The sequence below is a fragment of the Actinoplanes sp. NPDC049681 genome (genome assembly GCF_044465265.1).
Lineage (GTDB): Bacteria > Actinomycetota > Actinomycetes > Mycobacteriales > Micromonosporaceae > Actinoplanes.
In genome coordinates this window covers 425,580-442,181 of the sequence record NZ_JBITLP010000002.1, presented here as the reverse complement: position 1 = coordinate 442,181, position 16,602 = coordinate 425,580, and the positions used below count along the sequence as shown (strand labels likewise).

Sequence of the window (16,602 nt, the reverse complement as noted above, 5' to 3'; positions counted from 1 at the left end):
GCGCCAGGCCGTACGTGCGCGGGCCGGGGGCACCGGCAAGCCCGGGGCCGACGGACTCAGCACCGGCACCTGCAGGTTCGGGCTCTTCCATGCCCCGGGGGCCGGGGGCCGGACGGCTCGGCTGCGGGACGGGTGGTCTCAGGCCCGGTGCCGCGTTGCTCACCATGGTCACTCCTCGCGTGTGTCGCATCCGACGTGCTGGTCGAACCGGGTCGCTGCGGAGGAAGGCACAGCGGGGTGAAGCGCCGGCCGGGTGTGAAGCTTCCCCACACCACACCCGGCCGGACTTCGCCGGCGGGTCCGTCGTCCGCTGCCCGGGGGTCGAGGGCAGCGGACGACGGTCCTGCCTGTGCAGGCCCGGACCCGCGAATGCCCGGACCTTGCGTACGGCGCTTCGCGGGCGCCGCACCCGGGAGCCACGCCGCGAACGCGGCTCCCTGCAGTCAGCTCGAGCGTCCGGCCGGCCGCTCCGCGGGACGTCCGATCGTCGGCTGCCAGGAGGGGCAGCCGCCGGATCGGTGTCGGCCCGGCGGGAACATTCGTTCGAACCAATCGAACACTCGTTCTAACTACAGGAGAGAGTAACACCCCCCTCCGACAAAAAAGCAACGCCGAACGCCGCAGGTCGGAGGTGATCTTTCAAGCCGCAGGTGCCCGCGGCTCCGGCGGGGGAAGCCCCGGGCACGGATCTCGTCGGCACACCGCGCGGCGACCGAGACACGACGCCGGAGGGGGCGAGACCCGAGAAAAGGGACCCGACCAGGAGAAGAAGGAGGAGCACACAGAGAAGAAGGAGGAGCACACACTCCTTCCACTTTCAAGATATAGCGGACCCCGGGGCTTGCGGCAAGACCCGGGTGAGGGCGCAGAATCGGTCGCTCAAGGCCGGGATCTTCGCAAATGGGGGAATACGACATGCGGATGCTGGCGTCCGGACCACCCCAACCATCATCGGAGCGTGACCACACGGAGAAGCTGACCACCGGAGTGTTCGACCTTCCCGACAACCTCTCCCACAAGGCCGACCCGAAGCTGATCGCCGGCGACGAGCAGCATTTCGCGGCCATCGCGGAGAGCCTTCAGCAGTCGATCGCCGACCTGTCCGACAGCCTCGATGCCGAGCGCCGCGCGCCCGGTGGCATCGGCCGGCGGGCCGCCGACCGGGATACCGAGATCCGCCGGCTCACCGCCCGGCTGCGCGCCCTGCGCCGGTTCGGCCTGGACCTGTGTCTCGGGCGCATGGTCGGCGCCGACGATTCCGAGCCGCTGTACGTGGGCCGCCTGGGTCTCACGGACGGCGCCGGGCGCCGGCTGTTGCTCGACTGGCGCTCTCCGGCGGCCGAGCCGTTCTTCGGCGCCACCCACGCCAACCCGATGGGCCTGGCGAGCCGCCGCCGGTATCGCTGGGCCCGGGGGCGGATCAACGACTACTGGGACGAGGTGTTCACTCCCGAGGGGTTCGAGGGGCACGCCGCGCTCGACGACCAGTCCGCCTTCATCGCCAGCCTGGGCGGCAACCGGTCGGCGCGGATGCGGGACGTGCTCGGGACCATTCAGGCGGATCAGGATGCGATCATCCGGGCCGGGTCGCGGGGCGCTCTCGTCGTCGACGGCGGTCCGGGTACGGGCAAGACGGTCGTCGCGCTGCACCGGACGGCGTACCTGCTCTATTCCGATCCCCGCCTGGGTCACCGCCGGGGTGGCGTGCTGTTCGTCGGGCCGCACCAGCCCTATCTGGCCTATGTGGAGGACGTCCTGCCCAGCCTCGGGGAGGAGGGCGTGCAGTCCTGCACGCTTCGGGACCTCGTCGAGGAGGGGGCCGCGGCGGCGGTCGAGGCCGACCCGGAGGTGGCCCGCCTCAAGTCGTCCGCCGGCCTGGTAAGGGCCATCGAAACGGCCGTCCGGTTCTACGAGGAGCCGCCGGATCCGATGACCGTGTCGACCGGCGACTGCGACATCCGGCTGACCGCCGACGACTGGGCCGAGGCGTTCGAGGCGCCCGGTCCCGGTACGCCGCACAACGAGGCGCGGGACGAGATCTGGGAGGAGCTGCTCACGATCCTGCTGGAGAAGTACGACGGCGACGAGCCGGACGACATGGTCCGCAGGGCGCTGATGCGGAACCGGGACCTGCTCACGGCCTTCCACCGCGCCTGGCCGGTGCTCGAGGCGACCGACGTCGTCGCGGATCTGTGGTCGGTGCCGGCGTACCTGCGCAAGTGCGCTCCCTGGCTGGATGCCGCCGACGTCCGCAGGCTTCAGCGCGGCGACGCGCGGGCGTGGACGGTGTCGGATCTGCCGCTGCTGGACGCGGCGCGCCGGCGGCTCGGCGATCCGGAGGCGTCGCGGCGTAACCGGCGGCGGGAAGCCGCTGTCGCCACCGAACGCGCCCGCATGGCGAGGGTCATCGACGACCTGCTCGAGTCCACCGTCTACGACGACGGGGAGGGTCTGCTGACGATGCTGCATCAACAGGGTCTGCGCGACGTCCTGGTCGACGATGCGGCGCTGCCGGGCACCGATCCGGACGTGCTCGCCGGGCCGTTCGCGCACATCGTCGTGGACGAGGCCCAGGAGCTGACCGACGCGGAGTGGCAGATGCTGCTGCTGCGCTGCCCGTCGCGCAGCTTCACCATCGTCGGGGACCGCGCGCAGGCGAGGCACGGGTTCACGGAGTCGTGGCGGGAGCGGCTGGAGCGGGTCGGGTTCGACCGGGTCACGCTGACGTCGCTGAGCATCAACTACCGGACGCCGGAGGAGGTCATGGCGGAGGCCGAGCCGGTCATCCGGGCCGTACTCCCGGACGCCAACGTGCCGACCTCCATCCGCAGCAACGGCGTTCCCGTCGTCCATGGATCCACATCGGACCTGGCCGCTGTCCTCGATGCCTGGCAGGCGGAGCATGCGGAGGGGGTCGCCTGTGTCATCGGCGATCCCTCGTTCCAGGAGACGTCCCGGGTCCGGTCGCTGACCCCGGAGCTCGCCAAGGGACTCGAGTTCGACCTCGTCGTTCTGGTGAATCCGGCGAAGGCAGGAGCGGTCGATCGGTACGTCGCCATGACACGAGCGACTCGGCAACTGGTGATTCTGGAGAGCACGGAGGACCGCGGATGATGACGCATCGGGAAGTCGTACAGGCGCTGTCCGGCCTGATGCTCGGCCTGTTCGTGACGATCCTGGCCTCGACCATCGTGTCCAACGCGCTGCCGAGGATCATCGCCGACCTCGGCGGCTCGCAGTCCGTCTACACCTGGATCGTCACCACCGAGCTGCTGGCCATGACGGCGACCGTGCCGCTGTGGGGCAAGATGGCCGACCTCTCCAGCAAGAAGCTGCTGATCCAGGTCTCGCTCGGCATGTTCGTCGTGGGTTCGCTGATCGCCGGCCTCACGCCGAACGTCGCGGTTCTCATCGTCAGCCGGGTCGTCCAGGGCGTCGGCGCGGGCGGCATGGGCTCGCTCGCCCTGATCGTGATGGCCGCGATGATCCCGCCGCGCGAGATGGGCCGCTACTCCGGCATGTTCGGCGCCCTCTTCGGCGCCGCGACCATCGCCGGCCCGCTGATCGGCGGGCTGCTGGTGGACACGTCGTGGCTCGGCTGGCGCTGGTGTTTCCTCATCGGCGTACCGTTCTCGCTGGCCGCGATCGCGCTGCTGCAGAGGACGTTGCGCCTGCCGGCGACCCCGCGCCGGCCGGTCTCCATCGACTGGCCCGGCGCCCTGCTCATCACGGCGGGCGTGTGCGACCTGCTGATCTGGTCGACCCTGGCCGGTCACCGTTTCGCGTGGGCGTCCTGGCAGACCGCGGCCTTCGTCGCAGCCGGGCTCCTGCTGCTCACCGTCGCCCTGTACGTGGAGTCGCGGGCCGAGGAGCCGATCATCCGGCTGGGCCTCTTCCGCAACCGCACGGTCTCGCTGACCATCGTCGCCAGCGTGCTGGTCGGCCTGGCGATGTTCGGCGGCACGGTGTTCCTGTCGCAGTACTTCCAGATCTCGCTCGGCAAGTCTCCGACGGTCGCCGGGCTGATGAGCCTGCCGCTCGTCTTCGGCCTGCTGGTGTCGTCGACCGTCGCCGGTCAGCTGATCAGCCGGTACGGCCGCTGGAAGCCGTACCTGGTGGCCGGCGCGGTGGTGATGACCGGCGGGATGCTCCTGCTGAGCACGATCGACGCGCACACCGGCGTACCGACGCTGGCGGTGTTCATGGCGGTGCTGGGTGTCGGCGTCGGCATGCTGATCCAGAACCTGGTGCTGGCGGCCCAGAACGACGTGCCGGCGCAGGAACTGGGCGCCACCACGTCATCGCTGACGTTCTTCCGCAGCATGGGTGGTGCGATCGGCGTCAGCGCGCTGGGCGCCCTGCTGGCCGACCGGGTGACCTCGCTGCTGGCCGAGCGCTTGGGCACCACCGCGACGGGCGGCGGCACCGCGAAGGTGCCCGATCTGGCCACGCTGCCGCCGCAGGTGCTGACCGTGGTCCGCGATGTCTACGGCGAGGCGACCGCCGACCTGTTCCTGGTGGGCTCCCCGATCGCGCTGCTCGCCGTCGTCGCGGTCCTGTTCATCCGGGAGAAGCCGCTGCACACGCTGAGCGGCGACGAGCGCCGTGCGCAGGAGGAGGCCGCCGTCGTCAGCCCACATGGACCCCCGGGCGGCGAGCCGGATCCGGTTCGCTCTTGCGGATGATCTCGCGGACCACCGGGGCGGTGTCGCCCCGGCCCAGCAGCAGGTAGCGGAACAGGTGGACCAGCGGGCTGCCCTCGGCCCACTCGAAGTAGCAGTGCGGCCGCACGCCCGTGGCGTCGCGGAGGGCGAGCAGGACGGCGGCGATCGCATTGGGGGCGGCCGGGCTCTGGACGCGCAGGATCCGGTACGGGCCGACCTCCACACCGTGCACCGTCAGCACGTTGCTGAACTCCGACGGATCGGCCACGTCGATCTCGAGGAACAGCAGGTCGGCCGTGCCCGGAACCGGGTTCATCCCGCGCTGCTCGCCCTCCTTGGCCGAGTACTCCCCCTCGTCGCCGGCCTGCCGGCGGTTGGCGATGAGGTTGAGCTCGCCGTCGTACGCGATCGAGTCGGCGATGAAGCGGCGGGCCGGCTCGTCGAACTCGATGCGGTCGGCCCGCAGCTCGGTCGTGCGGCTCACCCGGGAGACGAGGGAGACGACGATCATGCCGGCGACGAACACCGCCGAGATGGCGATGCCGTCCGGCTTCTCGATGATGTTGTCGCCGAGGGCGTACAGCAGGATCAGGGTGAGCACCGTGAAGCCGATGGCGCCACCGCGCTGCCGGCGCCGGGCCGCGGAGATGGCGACGGCGACCGCGCCCGAGACCATCATGGCCAGGATGCCGGTCGCGTATGCGCCCGCCTGCGCGTTGACGTCCGCGCCGAAGGCGATGGTGATCCCGACGCTGATGACGGTGTAGACCAGCACGACCGGGCGTACGGCGCGGGCCCAGTCCGGGGCCATGCCGTAGCCGGGCAGGTAGCGCGGCACGATGTTGATCAGGCCGGCCATCGCGGAGGCGCCCGCGAACCACAGGATGAGGATGCTGCTGATGTCGTACACCGTGCCGAAGGCCTCGCCCAGCTTCTCGTGGGCCAGGTAGGCCAGCGCCCGCCCGTTGGCCGCGCCGCCCGGCTGGAACTGCTCGTGCGGGATCAGCACGGTCGTGACGAAGCTGGTCAGCAGCAGGTAGACGCTCATGATGAGCGCGGCGACGGTGAGCAGCTTGCGGGTGTTGCGGATCCGCGCCTCGAGCCGCTCGGCCGGGGACGCGCCGCCGGCGGCGATCAGCGGCATCATGCTGACGCCGGTCTCGAAGCCGGACAGGCCGAGCACCAGCGCGGGGAAGGCGAGGAACGCCGACGACACCGTGCCGAAGCCGCCCGCGGATATCCCGTCCAGCCACGTGGAGAAGGCCTGCGGGACGGTGAAGACGTCGACCAGGCCGACGATCGTGACCACCGCGTTGAGCCCGAGGAAGACCGCCACCAGCGGGATGGCGACCTGCACGGCCTCGCTGAAGCCGAGCAGGAACACGAAGCCGAGGATGAGCAGCAGCGCCACGGTGATCGGCACCGCGTGCCCGTGCAGGAATCCCGGCAGGTACGGGTTCTCCGACATGTGCACCGTCGCGTCGGCCGCAGAGAGCGTGATGGTGATGATCCACGAGGTGGCGACGAAGCCGAGCAGCACGAGGACGAACAGTTTGCCCCGCCAGAAGGGCAGCAGGTCCTCGAGCATGGCGACCGAGCCCTGGCCGTGCGGGCTCTCCTTGGCGACGCGCCGGTACATCGGGAGCATCCCGAGCAGGGTGAGTGCGACGATCAGCAGCGTGGCCAGCGGCGACAGGGCGCCGGCGGCCAGCGCGGCGATGGCCGGCAGGTAGGACAGCGTGGAGAAGTAGTCGACGCCGGTCAGCGCCATGACCTTCCACCACGCCTGCTGGTGGGCCTGGTTCTCCGCCGCCTCGGGGCCGACCGGCTGCACCCGGTTGGCCAGCAGCCAGCGGGTCACCCGGTGGCGGGGCGCGGGCGTCGGCGCCGGATTGTCCACGCACGCCGGAACGTTGATCTCGGTGCTCATCGCTTGCCAGGATGCACCATGGGTACGACACCCGTACCGGCGGAGCGGAAAGATGCGCGCATGCGAACAATCGTGGTGACCGGTGCGAGTTCCGGAGTTGGCCTGGCGGCGGCGCAGGATCTCGCGGCCCGCGGCGACCAGGTCGTCGTCGTGGGGCGTGATCCCGGCCGGCTGGGCGCGGCCATGGCGGCGATCCGGGCGGTGGCCACCGGCCCCGCGCCGGACGAGTTCCGGGCTGACTTCGAATCCTTCGACCAGGTACGCCGGCTCGCGGACCACGTGCTGGCGAGGTACCCCGCCGTCGACGTCCTCGCGAACAACGCCGGCGGGATGCTGGGCGCGTACCGGAAGACCGAGGACGGCTTCGAGGCGACCGTGGCGAGCAACCACCTCGCGCCCTTTCTCCTGACGAATCTCCTGCGCGAGGCGCTGCGGGGCGGCCGGGTGGTGAACACCTCCTCCCGCGCGCACCAGCGGGCCCGGGTCGACCCGGACGACTTCACCGGCGATCCGGCGTCGTGGAACGGGTGGCGGTCCTACGGCGCCGGCAAGGCCGCGAACATCCTGTTCACCCAGGAGGCGGCGCGGCGCTGGCCGGACATCCTGTCGGTCGCGTTCCATCCCGGTGTGGTGCGCAGCAACTTCGGTGCGGGCCCGGTGACGCGCCTCTTCTACAAGGTGGCGCCGTTCCTGACGAGCACGGAGAAGGCGGGTGACCTGCTGACCTGGCTCGCGACCGCGCCCGCCGAGGAGCTGCGCAACGGCGCCTACTACGTCGGCCACAAGGTGACCGAGCCGGACCGGCGGCTCGCGGACCCGGCGCTCGCCGCCCGGCTGTGGGACTCGAGCGCCACGGCGGTCGGGATCTGAGGCCGTGGACAATGGGCTGATGCAGAATCATCCCAACGTCCTCGCGGTGCGAGCCGCGCTGGGCGGGTCCGCGCCGGAGATGGTCATCTTCGACGAGGGCGTGCACACCGCCGCCGCGGCCGCCGCCGCGCTGTCGGTCGAGGTGGGGCAGATCGCCAACTCCCTGATCTTCGACGCGGACGGCGAACCGCTGCTCGTGCTCACGTCCGGGGCGCACCGCGTCGACACGGCGAAGCTCGCCGCCGCCCTGGGCCTGGCGAAGCTCGGCAGGGCCACGCCGGAGTTCGTCCGGGAGCACACCGGGCAGGCCATCGGCGGGGTCGCTCCCCTGGGCCACCCCAAGCCGGTACGCACGATCGTCGACACCGCCCTCGCGCGGTACGACAAGATCTGGGCGGCCGGCGGGGTGCCCCGAGCCGTCTTCCCGATCACGTACGACGAACTGCTGAGGGTCACCGGCGGCACACCGATGGACGTCGCCTGAGAACCCGGGAGACCGTGGCCCTGGCGGCCGCGCCGTTCGGTGTCACGCTCACCGTGACGCTGATCGGCATCGGCCACCGGGAGCTGTGGCGCGACGAGCACGCGACCTGGTGGGCGGCCTCGCAGCCGGTGCGCGACCTGGGCCGGCTCACCGGGACCGTGGACGCGGTGCTGTACCCGTACTACCTGTTCATGCACGGGTGGATCCGGCTGTTCGGCGATGCCGAGGCCACCCTGCGGTTGCCGTCGGCGATCTTCATGGCGCTCGCCGCCGCGGTGCTCGCCCTGCTCGGCCGGCGCCTCTTCGACGCGCCGACCGGCCTGGTGGCTGGCCTGCTGCTGCCGGCCGTCCCGGCGATCAGCCGGTACGGCCAGGAGGCCCGCCCGTACGCGATGGCGATGCTCGCCTCGGTCTCGGCCGTGTTCCTGCTGCTGCGTGCGCTCGAGCGGCCGACGGTCTGGCGCTGGGCCGCTTATGCCCTCGCGGTCGTCTGGGTCGGATACAGCCACATCGTTGCGCTGATGGCCCTGGCCGCGCACCTGGTGGTCGTCCTGCCGGCCGCCCGAGACCGGCGCCGGATCCTCGCCGGCTGGTCCGCGGCCGTGCTGGCCGCGCTGCTGGCGGTGTTGCCGCTGGTCCTCGCCGGGCAGCGGCAACACGCCCAGATCAGCTGGATCGCGGATCCCACCTGGGCGCGGGTGCAGGGATTCCCGCGCGAGATGTTCCTCAGCGGAGCGGCCGCCGACCTGTTCCTCTTCCTCGGAGGGGCCGCGCTGGCCCTGCTGGTCGTCGCGGGCGGCCGCGAGCAGCGCTGGATCGCCGCATTCCTGGCGCTCTGGACGCTGCTGCCGCCGGCGCTGGCGTATTACACGTTCCACGAGTTCCACTTCTTCCTGCCGCGCTACCTGCTCTTCACGGTTCCGGCGTGGGTCCTGCTCGGCGCGTACGCGATCCGCCGCCTCGCCGGCAGTGAGCCCAAGCTCCTGGTGGCCGCTCTCGCCGCGGGGGCCGTCCTGGCCGTCGGGGGCTGGCACCGCCAGGCGGTCGTCCGCAGCGACCCCGAGAACGAGTACGCCTTCCGGGCGGCGGCCCGCTTCATCGCCGAGCGCGAGCAGCCGGGCGACGGCATCGTCTTCACCGGCTACCCCTACCTGCACCGCGGCTTCCGCTACGAATGGCGGCACCAGCCGGCGGCGCGGCAGCCCCGGGAGGTGCTGGTGGCCCAGCCGCCCGGCACGGCCTGGTCCTGGGTGCACCCGCCGTGCCCCGACACCGCCGCCTGCCTCGGCGACACCCCCCGCATCTGGGTCGTCTCGTCGGACCCGAAGGGCCTTCCGCTGAGCCCGCTGCCCTCCACCCAGCAGCCCGCCGTCGAGCAGCGCTACCAGCTCGTCTCGCAGACCGTGTTCCACCGGCTGTGGGTCTCCGAGCTGGTCCGCCGGCCCGCGAAGTAGCGTGGCGGGATGACTCCCGTCCCCCCGCTGGTCACGTTGCACGTCTGGCGGGTGCCGCGGCGGGCGGTCGGGCGGGCCTTCGTCCGGATGGCGGCCGACCCGCGCCGGCTGCGCCGGCTGCCCGGGGTGCGCTTCGGCAAGCTGCTCGGCACCGGGACCGGCAAGGGCTTCGGACCGGGCGACGCCGACCTCACCCGCTATGCGGCCCTGGTCGCCTGGGACGACGCCGGCGGTGGCGACCTGGGCCGGGTCGGGGCCGCCTGGGACGCGATCGCGGCCTCCGCCGCCCGTGCCGACCTGCGGCCGCTGACCAGCCGCGGCCGCTGGTCCGGAGCCGCGCCGTTCGGCGACCCCTCCACCCAGAAGCCCAGCCGCGGCGACGGCCCGGTGCTCGCGCTGACCCGGGCCCGGCTGCGCCCGGCGAAGGCGCTGACCTTCTGGACGGCCGTGCCGCCGGTGGCCCGGGAACTCGCCGCCGCGCCCGGGCTGCTCGCCCGCTTCGGCCTCGGGGAGGCCCCGGTCGGCTGGCAGGGCACCGTCAGTGTGTGGCGCGACGCGACGGACCTCACCCGTTTCGCGTACCGTCAGCCGGAGCACCGCGCGGTGATCGCGCGGACGGCGGCGGTCGACTGGTACGCCGAGGACCTGTTCGCCCGGTTCGCGGTGCTCGGCATCAGCGGCGACAGGGCCGTGCTGGGCTGGCGGGAAGGAGAGCGATGAGGCTCGTCCCCTGGCAGCCGGACGACATGCTCCGGCGGCTGGACGACGTGGTGAGCGTGTACGGCGAGGCGATGGGTTACCGCGCCGAGCTGCTGCAGACCCGCCGCGGCTACATCGGCGCGCACGTACGCCGGGCCGGCTTCCGTGCCGTCGCGACGCTGACGACCGACGGGCAACTCGCCGGTTTCGGGTACGGCTACGCCTCGGGTCCCGGCCAGTGGTGGCATGACCAGGTCCGGTCTTCGCTGGACGACACCGCCCGGCGGCGCTGGCTGCAGGACTGTTTCGAGGTGGTCGAGCTGCACGTCCGGCCGAGCGCGCAGGGGCACGGCATCGGCGCCCGCCAGCTGCGGGCCCTGCTGTCGATGGCGGACGGCTCGACCGTGCTGCTGTCCACGCCGGAGGCCGACGAGCAGCGTTCCCGCGCCTGGCGGCTGTACAGGCGCTTCGGCTTCGAGGACGTGCTGCGCGACTTCTACTTCCCGGGCGACGAGCGGGCCTTCGCGATCCTGGGCCGGAGCCTGCCGCTGACCGAGCGCGCCCCGGCGGAGGGCGCTCCCGGCATTGTCGGCATCTGACCGCCCGTCCGACCACCCCGCCGCCGCCACCCACAAACGGACTGAAGACCAGCCCATGGCGCTCTGGGTCCTGCTCGGCGCCCTGGTGCTGGTGCAGATCTGCTATCCGCTCACCCACGGCGGGGCACGCGCCGGGTTGACGGTCACCACGGTCGTCATCGGGTACGCGCTCTCGGTCGCCCACGCAGGGCTCAGCCGGGGAGCCCGCGCGGCCGTGGCGCTGGTCGCGACCGCCACGCTGGGCGGGTTCGCGGTGGAGGCGGTCGGCGTGGCCACCGGCTTCCCGTTCGGCACGTACGACTACACCGGCCGGCTCGGCCCGCAGGTGCTCGGCGTACCCCTGATCATCCCGCTGGCCTGGACCTGGATGGCCTGGCCGGCATGGCTGGCCGCGCTGCGCCTGGCCCGGTCCCGGCCGGCCCGGATCGCGCTGGCGGCGGCCGGGCTGGCCGCCTGGGATCTCTTCCTCGACCCGCAGATGGTCGCGGAGGGGTACTGGCGCTGGCACTCCCCCACCCCGGCGCTGCCCGGCGTGCCCGGCATCCCGGTCGGCAACTACCTGGGCTGGCTGGGATTCGCGCTGGTGCTGATGGCCGTGCTGGCGGTCGCGGCCGGGGCGCCCGGCAACCGCCCCGGCGACCGGGACGCCCCGATGCTCGCGTTGTGGCTGTGGACGTACGCTTCGTCCGTGCTCGCCCACGCGGTCTTCCTGGGTCTGCCCTGGTCCGCGCTCTGGGGCGGGGTCCTCATGGGCGCGGCGGTGCTGCCGCTGCTCCCCGCGCTGCGACGACCGGCATGATGTGGCTCGCCCTGCTGCCGTGGGTGGCGCTGACCGGGCACACCCTCGTCAACGCGGCCCTGCTGCGGCGTCCGCCGCGCGGCGCGACGGTCACCGAGCGGGTTGCCGTCCTGCTGCCGCTGCGTGACGAGGCGGCGCGGGTGACGCCCTGCCTGGAATCGCTGCTCGGCCAGCGCGGCGTCGCCGACCTGGAGATCATCGTGCTCGACGACGGCTCCACGGACGGCACGGCCGAGCTGGTGCGAGAGCTTGCCGGCGACAAGGTACGGCTGCCGACCGGGGCACCGCCGGCGCCGGGATGGCTCGGCAAACCGTACGCCTGCGCGCAGCTGGCCGAGGCGGCCGGCGACCGCGACGTGCTCGTCTTCGTCGACGCCGACGTGGTGCTCGCGCCCGACGCGGTGGCCGGCGGTGTGGCGCTGCTGCGGTCGGCGCAGGTCACGCTGCTGTCGCCGTACCCGCGGATCACCGGGGCGGGCCGGCTCGTGCAGCCGCTGCTGCAGTGGTCATGGCTGACGTTCCTGCCGTTGCGGCGCATGGAACGCTCGCCGCGGCCGTCGCTGGCCGCCGCCGGCGGTCAGTGGCTGGTCGTGGACCGGGCAGGCTACCAGCGGGCGGGCGGGCACGCGGCGGTGCGCGACGACATCCTCGAGGACATCGGGCTGGCGCGGGCGGTCAAGCGCTCCGGCGGCCGGATCGCCCTCGCGGACGGGTCCCGGTTGGCGACGTGCCATATGTACGCGTCGTGGCGGGAGCTGGCCGACGGTTACGCCAAGTCGCTGTGGGCATCGTTCGGGTCGCCCGGGGGTGCGGCCGCCGTCGTGCTCCTGCTGATGCTTCTGTACGTGGCGCCGCCCGTGACCGCGGCACTCGCCCTGACGTCCGCAACGGTGGATCTTGCGTTGGTGAGTGTGTGTGCGTACCTGACAGGTGTTCTGGGCAGGGTGATCGCCGCGGCCGCGACGGGCGGGCGGACCTGGCCCGACCCGCTGGCCCAGCCGATCTCGATCCTGGTCTTCGCGGCCCTGGTGGCGCGGTCGTTCGCACGGCGCCGGCAGGGCCGCCTGAGCTGGCGGGGGCGGCCGGTATGAGCCGGGTCGTGATCATCGGTGCCGGAGTGGGCGGCCTCGCCGCAGCGGTCCGGCTGGCCGGCGCGGGACACGAGGTCACCGTCCACGAGCGAGCGGCGACCGTCGGCGGCAAGCTCGGCCGCTACGAGCGCGACGGTTTCCGGTTCGACACCGGCCCGAGCCTGCTGACGCTGCCGCAGGTCTTCACCGGCCTGGGCCTCGACCTGGACCCGGAACCGCTGGACCCGGTGGTGCGGCACGTGTTCCCGGACGGCAGCACCCTCGACTCGTCGTCCGATCCGGCGGTCTTCACGCAACGGATCGCGGACGCGTTCGGGGCGACGGCGGCCGCGGACTGGGCCCGTTTCTGGCGGCGCGCGGAACGCATCTGGACCGCGTCGTGGCGCTCGGTGCTGCAACGCGAGGTCTCCCCCGCGACGCTGGCCCGGCTGTCCTGGCGCGTCGGCGACCTCGCCGCGATCGCGCCGGGCCGCTCGCTGCGCGCCCTCGGCCGGCGCTACCTGCGGGACCGGCGGCTGCGGATGCTGCTCGACCGGTACGCGACCTACACCGGCACCGATCCCCGGCGCGCCCCGGCCGCGCTCGCCGCGATCCCGTACGCGGAACTGGCCTTCGGCGGCTGGTACCTCCGAGGCGGTCTCGGCGTCCTGGCATCCGCCCTGCTCGACCGCTGCGCGGCGCTCGGCGTCACCATCCGCACGTCATCGCCCGTGACCGCCATCCGCACGGCCGAGGGCCGCGTCACCGGCGTCCTCGCCCCGGAGGGTCTCGTCCCGGCGGATGTGGTCGTCTCCGATGTGGACGCCGCCACCCTGTACCGCGACCTGCTGCCCTCCCCTCGCCGCCTCGCCGGCCTGGCGGACCGCAGCCTCGCCGGCTTCGTGCTGCTGCTCGGCGTCCGGGGTTCGACGCCGGAACTCGCCCACCACACGGTCTTCTTCCCCCGCGGCTACGACGCCGAGTTCGACGCGGTCTTCGGCGACCCGGCCCGCGGCCGCCGCGCCCGCCCGCCGTCGGATCCGGCGGTCTTCGTCACCCGGGCCACCGACCCGGAGGTGCACCCGCCGGGCACGGAAGCCTGGTTCGTGCTGGTGAACGCCCCCCGGCACGGCACGGACTTCGGCGCGATCGACTGGCGCCGGCCGGGGCTGGCCTCGGCGTACGGCTCGCACATCCTGAACGTCCTCGCCCGTCGCGGGCTGGACGTGCGCGACCGGCTGGTGTTCATGGAGACGCGTACGCCGGCCGACCTGGCGGAGGCGACGGCGGCGCCGGGCGGGGCGATCTACGGCACGGTCGGCGGGCTGCTGCGCCCGGCGAACCGCGGGCCGGTCGACGGGCTGTACCTGGTGGGCGGGTCGGCGCACCCGGGCGGCGGCCTGCCGATGGTCACCCTGTCCGCGACGATCGTCGCGGACAGGGTCGGCCCGGCCTGACGGTTGCAACGCCCGCCGAGAGCCGGCCGCCGAGAGCCGGCCGCAGGCGGTCCGGGTGCTGTCAGCCCTCGTCGAACCGGAGCGCTGCCTCATCACTCAGCACCGTCGTCGCCGCGGCGGCCGCGCTCGTGTTCGTGCGGCAGAAGTCCCGCACCTTGTAGAAGTTGGAGTGCAGGTAGGCCCCGTGCACGCTCGCGTCGCGGATCCGCACCATCGACTCGTCGGCGTTGCGCAGCGCGGTGATCGAGTAGTTGTGGCTGCCCATGAAGACGCGCGGGATCTGGTCGTCGTCGTACGCCCCGTCGATCAGCATGTACTTGCTGTGCGCCTTGATGGTCCGGTTGTCGTACTGCACCCCGCACGAGGTGATGCCGATCTCCCTGTTGCCCACGTCCTGCAGGGCGTGCAGCGCCGAGGTGCTGGTCGTGGAGTAGACGACGTCGACCCAGCAACCGTCCTTCACCAGGTCGGCGAGCTTCTTCGTCACGGCGGTGCGGGTCAGCGCCCACATCACGATGCGGATGTCGGTCTGGTGCGGCTTGCCGTCGGTCTGGCCCACGTACGAGCACTTCACCGAGTCGAGGATGTTGACGATCGTGTCGGTGGAGGCCTGGTTGACGTCCTCGTTGGTTTCCTTGCGGGGAAAGAAGTGCGTCTTGTACTGATCCGCGGAGGCGCCCACGCGGTAGTAGTTGTCGTCACCGGTGCTGCTGGTCCGGTACTTCTTCAGGTCGTTGAAGTACGCCTTGTAGTTGGCGTACGAGGACGCCTCGGTCCAGGTGATCGCGTTGTTGTAGGCGGTGTCGGCGTCCCAGGTGCCGAGGTTGCCGGACGACTGGAACACCACGCCGGTCTTCACCGCGCCGTTGTTCAGCACCACCTTCGTCGCGGTGAGGAACTTGTTGTGGTTGTACGCATCGGCGTCGCCGATCTTGCGCTTGCCGATGCAGCCCTTGTTCTTGGCGCACAGCAGGATGTAGGACGAGGCGGTCTCGTTGGTGCCGAGCTCCGGCTTCAACCTCAGGTACGGCGGCTGCGTCGCGTTGGAGCTGCCGTCAGTGACCTTGCCGTCCAGCAGGATCCGCACGTTGACGCCGCGCCGGTGTGCCTTGATCAACCGGTCGGTGATGTTGGGCCGCGCCGCGGTGTCCGCGTAGTCCGGCGTCTTGAACTCGAACCAGGACATCTCGATGGTCTCGCCGGCCGGTACCCGATCGATCAGGCGGGCCAGCTGCTGGAAGATGGCGTACTGGGCGGCTTCGCTGCCGACCGGGTCGTTGAAGACCGGAACCCCGAAGACCGGGTCCGGCTCGGCTGCCTCGGCGCCGGTTGCCACCACGGCGCCACCGACGGCGAGCAACGCGCTCACCGTCGCCGCAAAGAGAATTTTGACTGCACGCTTCACTGTTGATCTCCCGGTTCGAAGGGTGCCGACCTTAGCGAACCGGCGCATTCACCGCAGCCCCGCCTCAACAGCTGTCTACAGGGGCTGGACGCCGATCGGGAGCTCGCCCGTGGCGATGTGGTCGAGCAGGGTGGCGCGCAGCGCCTCGGCCGCATGCGGCAGCACGGCCCGGCGGCGGTGGGCGAGCGCGATCGTCCGGCGCATCCCCGGCGGCGCGAGCGGGGTCGCCCGCAGCAACGGCCGGTTCACCAGCACCATGCTCGGTACGAGCGCCACCCCCAGGCCCGCCTCGACGAACGCGAGCACGGCATCCATCTCCCCGCCCTCGACCGAGAACCGCGGGGCGAAGCCCGCGCGCCGGCACGCCTCCAGGGTCACGTCCCGCAGGTCGTAGCCGGGGCGGAACATCACCAACGGGGTGTCCCGCAGGTCGGTGAGGGCGAGCTCGGCCCCGGCGGTCGGCGGCGGCCCGGAGGCGACGGAGGCGACCACGAGGCTCTCGCGCAGCACCGGCGCGGCGTGCAGCGACGGGTCGACGCCCTGCTCGGGCTGGACGATCAGGGCGAGGTCGAGGTCGCGGGCGAGCAGGTCGGCGATGAGGTCCTGGGAGCTGCCCTCGTTGACGTGCAGCTCGATGTCGGGGTGTTCGGCGCGGAACCGGCGCAGCACGGTGGGCACCAGTGACGAGCAGAGGCTGGGGGTGGCACCTACCCGGACGCGGCCGCGGCGGAGCCCGACGATCTCCTGGACCGCGTCGCGGGCCGCGTCGGCGTCGGCGATCATCCGGCGTGCCAAGGGCAGGAGGGTGTCGCCGGCCGCGGTCAGGGCGACAGCGCCGCGGGCACGCTCGAACAGGGGGGCGCCGAGCGTCTCTTCGAGGGTGTGAATCTGCTTACTTAAAGTCGGCTGTGAGACGCCCAGCGAGTCGGCCGCTTGGGTGAAATGCCGTGTTTCTACCACTGCTAGGAAGTATCTGAGCTGTTGGAGCTGCACATGCATAGCCTACGTCTATGAGCACTACCTCGATCATGCATTAGACGAATCGCTCCGCGGTTCCTACCGTCCAGGGTGTGGCGGTAGATACCAGAACTCCTCCCCCCAAGGCGACGGCTCAGCCCGCACGCAAGGCCCTCGACAAGAAGGCCCCTGCGAAGCGGCGGCCGCGGGGCAT

General features: G+C 72.1%; 13 protein-coding genes. 10 read left to right on the top strand and 3 right to left on the bottom strand.

Going from position 1 to position 16,602, the window contains the following annotated elements; translation table 11 throughout:
* Positions 1-921 precede the first annotated feature (921 nt).
* Positions 922-3,114 carry an RNA polymerase recycling motor ATPase HelR gene (helR, locus tag ACIBO8_RS07500; RefSeq protein ID WP_396114744.1) on the top strand — a complete coding sequence of 731 codons (2,193 nt, stop codon included), beginning with the start codon at positions 922-924 and terminating at the stop codon, positions 3,112-3,114.
* Entirely contained in the window at positions 3,114-4,685 is a 1,572-nt protein-coding gene (locus ACIBO8_RS07495) for an MDR family MFS transporter (RefSeq protein WP_396114283.1), read from the top strand. Before helR ends, ACIBO8_RS07495 begins: the two co-directional genes overlap by 1 nt.
* Here the strand turns inward: ACIBO8_RS07495 and ACIBO8_RS07490 are convergent.
* Entirely contained in the window at positions 4,630-6,594 is a 1,965-nt protein-coding gene (locus ACIBO8_RS07490) for an amino acid transporter (protein WP_396114282.1), read from the bottom strand. The genes ACIBO8_RS07495 and ACIBO8_RS07490 overlap by 56 nt on opposite strands.
* Positions 6,595-6,654: 60 nt before the next feature.
* Here ACIBO8_RS07490 and ACIBO8_RS07485 point away from each other — a divergent pair, with 60 nt between their 5' ends.
* The 8 genes from ACIBO8_RS07485 to ACIBO8_RS07450 are packed head-to-tail and all read left to right on the top strand — an operon-like array spanning position 6,655 to position 14,026.
* The gene (locus tag ACIBO8_RS07485) at positions 6,655-7,464 is read left to right on the top strand and encodes an SDR family NAD(P)-dependent oxidoreductase (protein WP_396114281.1); all 810 of its coding nucleotides are present in this window, start codon (positions 6,655-6,657) and stop codon (positions 7,462-7,464) included.
* Positions 7,465-7,483: 19 nt separating this feature from the next.
* Positions 7,484-7,948: a YbaK/EbsC family protein gene (locus ACIBO8_RS07480; protein WP_396114280.1), complete on the top strand. Its 465-nt coding sequence runs from the start codon at positions 7,484-7,486 to the stop codon at positions 7,946-7,948.
* Positions 7,949-7,962: 14 nt separating this feature from the next.
* Positions 7,963-9,402, top strand: a complete 1,440-nt coding sequence (locus ACIBO8_RS07475; protein ID WP_396114279.1) for a glycosyltransferase family 39 protein — start codon at positions 7,963-7,965, stop codon at positions 9,400-9,402.
* 9 nt (positions 9,403-9,411) lie between these two features.
* Positions 9,412-10,122, top strand: a complete 711-nt coding sequence (locus tag ACIBO8_RS07470) for a monooxygenase (RefSeq protein ID WP_396114278.1) — start codon at positions 9,412-9,414, stop codon at positions 10,120-10,122.
* The gene (locus ACIBO8_RS07465) at positions 10,119-10,700 is read left to right on the top strand and encodes a GNAT family N-acetyltransferase (RefSeq protein ID WP_396114277.1); all 582 of its coding nucleotides are present in this window, start codon (positions 10,119-10,121) and stop codon (positions 10,698-10,700) included. Before ACIBO8_RS07470 ends, ACIBO8_RS07465 begins: the two co-directional genes overlap by 4 nt.
* Before the next feature lie 55 nt (positions 10,701-10,755).
* Positions 10,756-11,499, top strand: a complete 744-nt coding sequence (locus tag ACIBO8_RS07460; protein ID WP_396114276.1) for a carotenoid biosynthesis protein — start codon at positions 10,756-10,758, stop codon at positions 11,497-11,499.
* Positions 11,496-12,590 carry a glycosyltransferase gene (locus tag ACIBO8_RS07455; protein WP_396114275.1) on the top strand — a complete coding sequence of 365 codons (1,095 nt, stop codon included), beginning with the start codon at positions 11,496-11,498 and terminating at the stop codon, positions 12,588-12,590. The genes ACIBO8_RS07460 and ACIBO8_RS07455 overlap by 4 nt, the downstream gene beginning before the upstream one ends.
* Positions 12,587-14,026, top strand: a complete 1,440-nt coding sequence (locus ACIBO8_RS07450; protein ID WP_396114274.1) for a phytoene desaturase family protein — start codon at positions 12,587-12,589, stop codon at positions 14,024-14,026. The genes ACIBO8_RS07455 and ACIBO8_RS07450 overlap by 4 nt, the downstream gene beginning before the upstream one ends.
* Before the next feature lie 61 nt (positions 14,027-14,087).
* Here ACIBO8_RS07450 and ACIBO8_RS07445 read toward each other — a convergent pair whose 3' ends face one another.
* Together ACIBO8_RS07445 and ACIBO8_RS07440 are read right to left on the bottom strand one after the other, a co-directional pair.
* Positions 14,088-15,431: a phosphatidylserine/phosphatidylglycerophosphate/cardiolipin synthase family protein gene (locus ACIBO8_RS07445; RefSeq protein ID WP_396114273.1), complete on the bottom strand. Its 1,344-nt coding sequence runs from the start codon at positions 15,429-15,431 to the stop codon at positions 14,088-14,090.
* Between the two features lie 75 nt (positions 15,432-15,506).
* Positions 15,507-16,430: a LysR family transcriptional regulator gene (locus ACIBO8_RS07440; RefSeq protein WP_396114272.1), complete on the bottom strand. Its 924-nt coding sequence runs from the start codon at positions 16,428-16,430 to the stop codon at positions 15,507-15,509.
* Between the last annotated feature and the right edge of the window lie 172 nt (positions 16,431-16,602).

What these genes read in the sequence shown, in the direction of transcription:
- helR (WP_396114744.1), top strand. Translation starts at nt 922, where the DNA reads ATGCTGGCGTCCGGACCACCCCAACCATCATCGGAGCGTGACCACACG.
- ACIBO8_RS07495 (WP_396114283.1), top strand. Translation starts at nt 3,114, where the DNA reads ATGACGCATCGGGAAGTCGTACAGGCGCTGTCCGGCCTGATGCTCGGC.
- ACIBO8_RS07490 (WP_396114282.1), bottom strand. Translation starts at nt 6,594, where the DNA reads ATGAGCACCGAGATCAACGTTCCGGCGTGCGTGGACAATCCGGCGCCG.
- ACIBO8_RS07485 (WP_396114281.1), top strand. Translation starts at nt 6,655, where the DNA reads ATGCGAACAATCGTGGTGACCGGTGCGAGTTCCGGAGTTGGCCTGGCG.
- ACIBO8_RS07480 (WP_396114280.1), top strand. Translation starts at nt 7,484, where the DNA reads ATGCAGAATCATCCCAACGTCCTCGCGGTGCGAGCCGCGCTGGGCGGG.
- ACIBO8_RS07470 (WP_396114278.1), top strand. Translation starts at nt 9,412, where the DNA reads ATGACTCCCGTCCCCCCGCTGGTCACGTTGCACGTCTGGCGGGTGCCG.
- ACIBO8_RS07465 (WP_396114277.1), top strand. Translation starts at nt 10,119, where the DNA reads ATGAGGCTCGTCCCCTGGCAGCCGGACGACATGCTCCGGCGGCTGGAC.
- ACIBO8_RS07460 (WP_396114276.1), top strand. Translation starts at nt 10,756, where the DNA reads ATGGCGCTCTGGGTCCTGCTCGGCGCCCTGGTGCTGGTGCAGATCTGC.
- ACIBO8_RS07455 (WP_396114275.1), top strand. Translation starts at nt 11,496, where the DNA reads ATGATGTGGCTCGCCCTGCTGCCGTGGGTGGCGCTGACCGGGCACACC.
- ACIBO8_RS07450 (WP_396114274.1), top strand. Translation starts at nt 12,587, where the DNA reads ATGAGCCGGGTCGTGATCATCGGTGCCGGAGTGGGCGGCCTCGCCGCA.
- ACIBO8_RS07440 (WP_396114272.1), bottom strand. Translation starts at nt 16,430, where the DNA reads ATGCATGTGCAGCTCCAACAGCTCAGATACTTCCTAGCAGTGGTAGAA.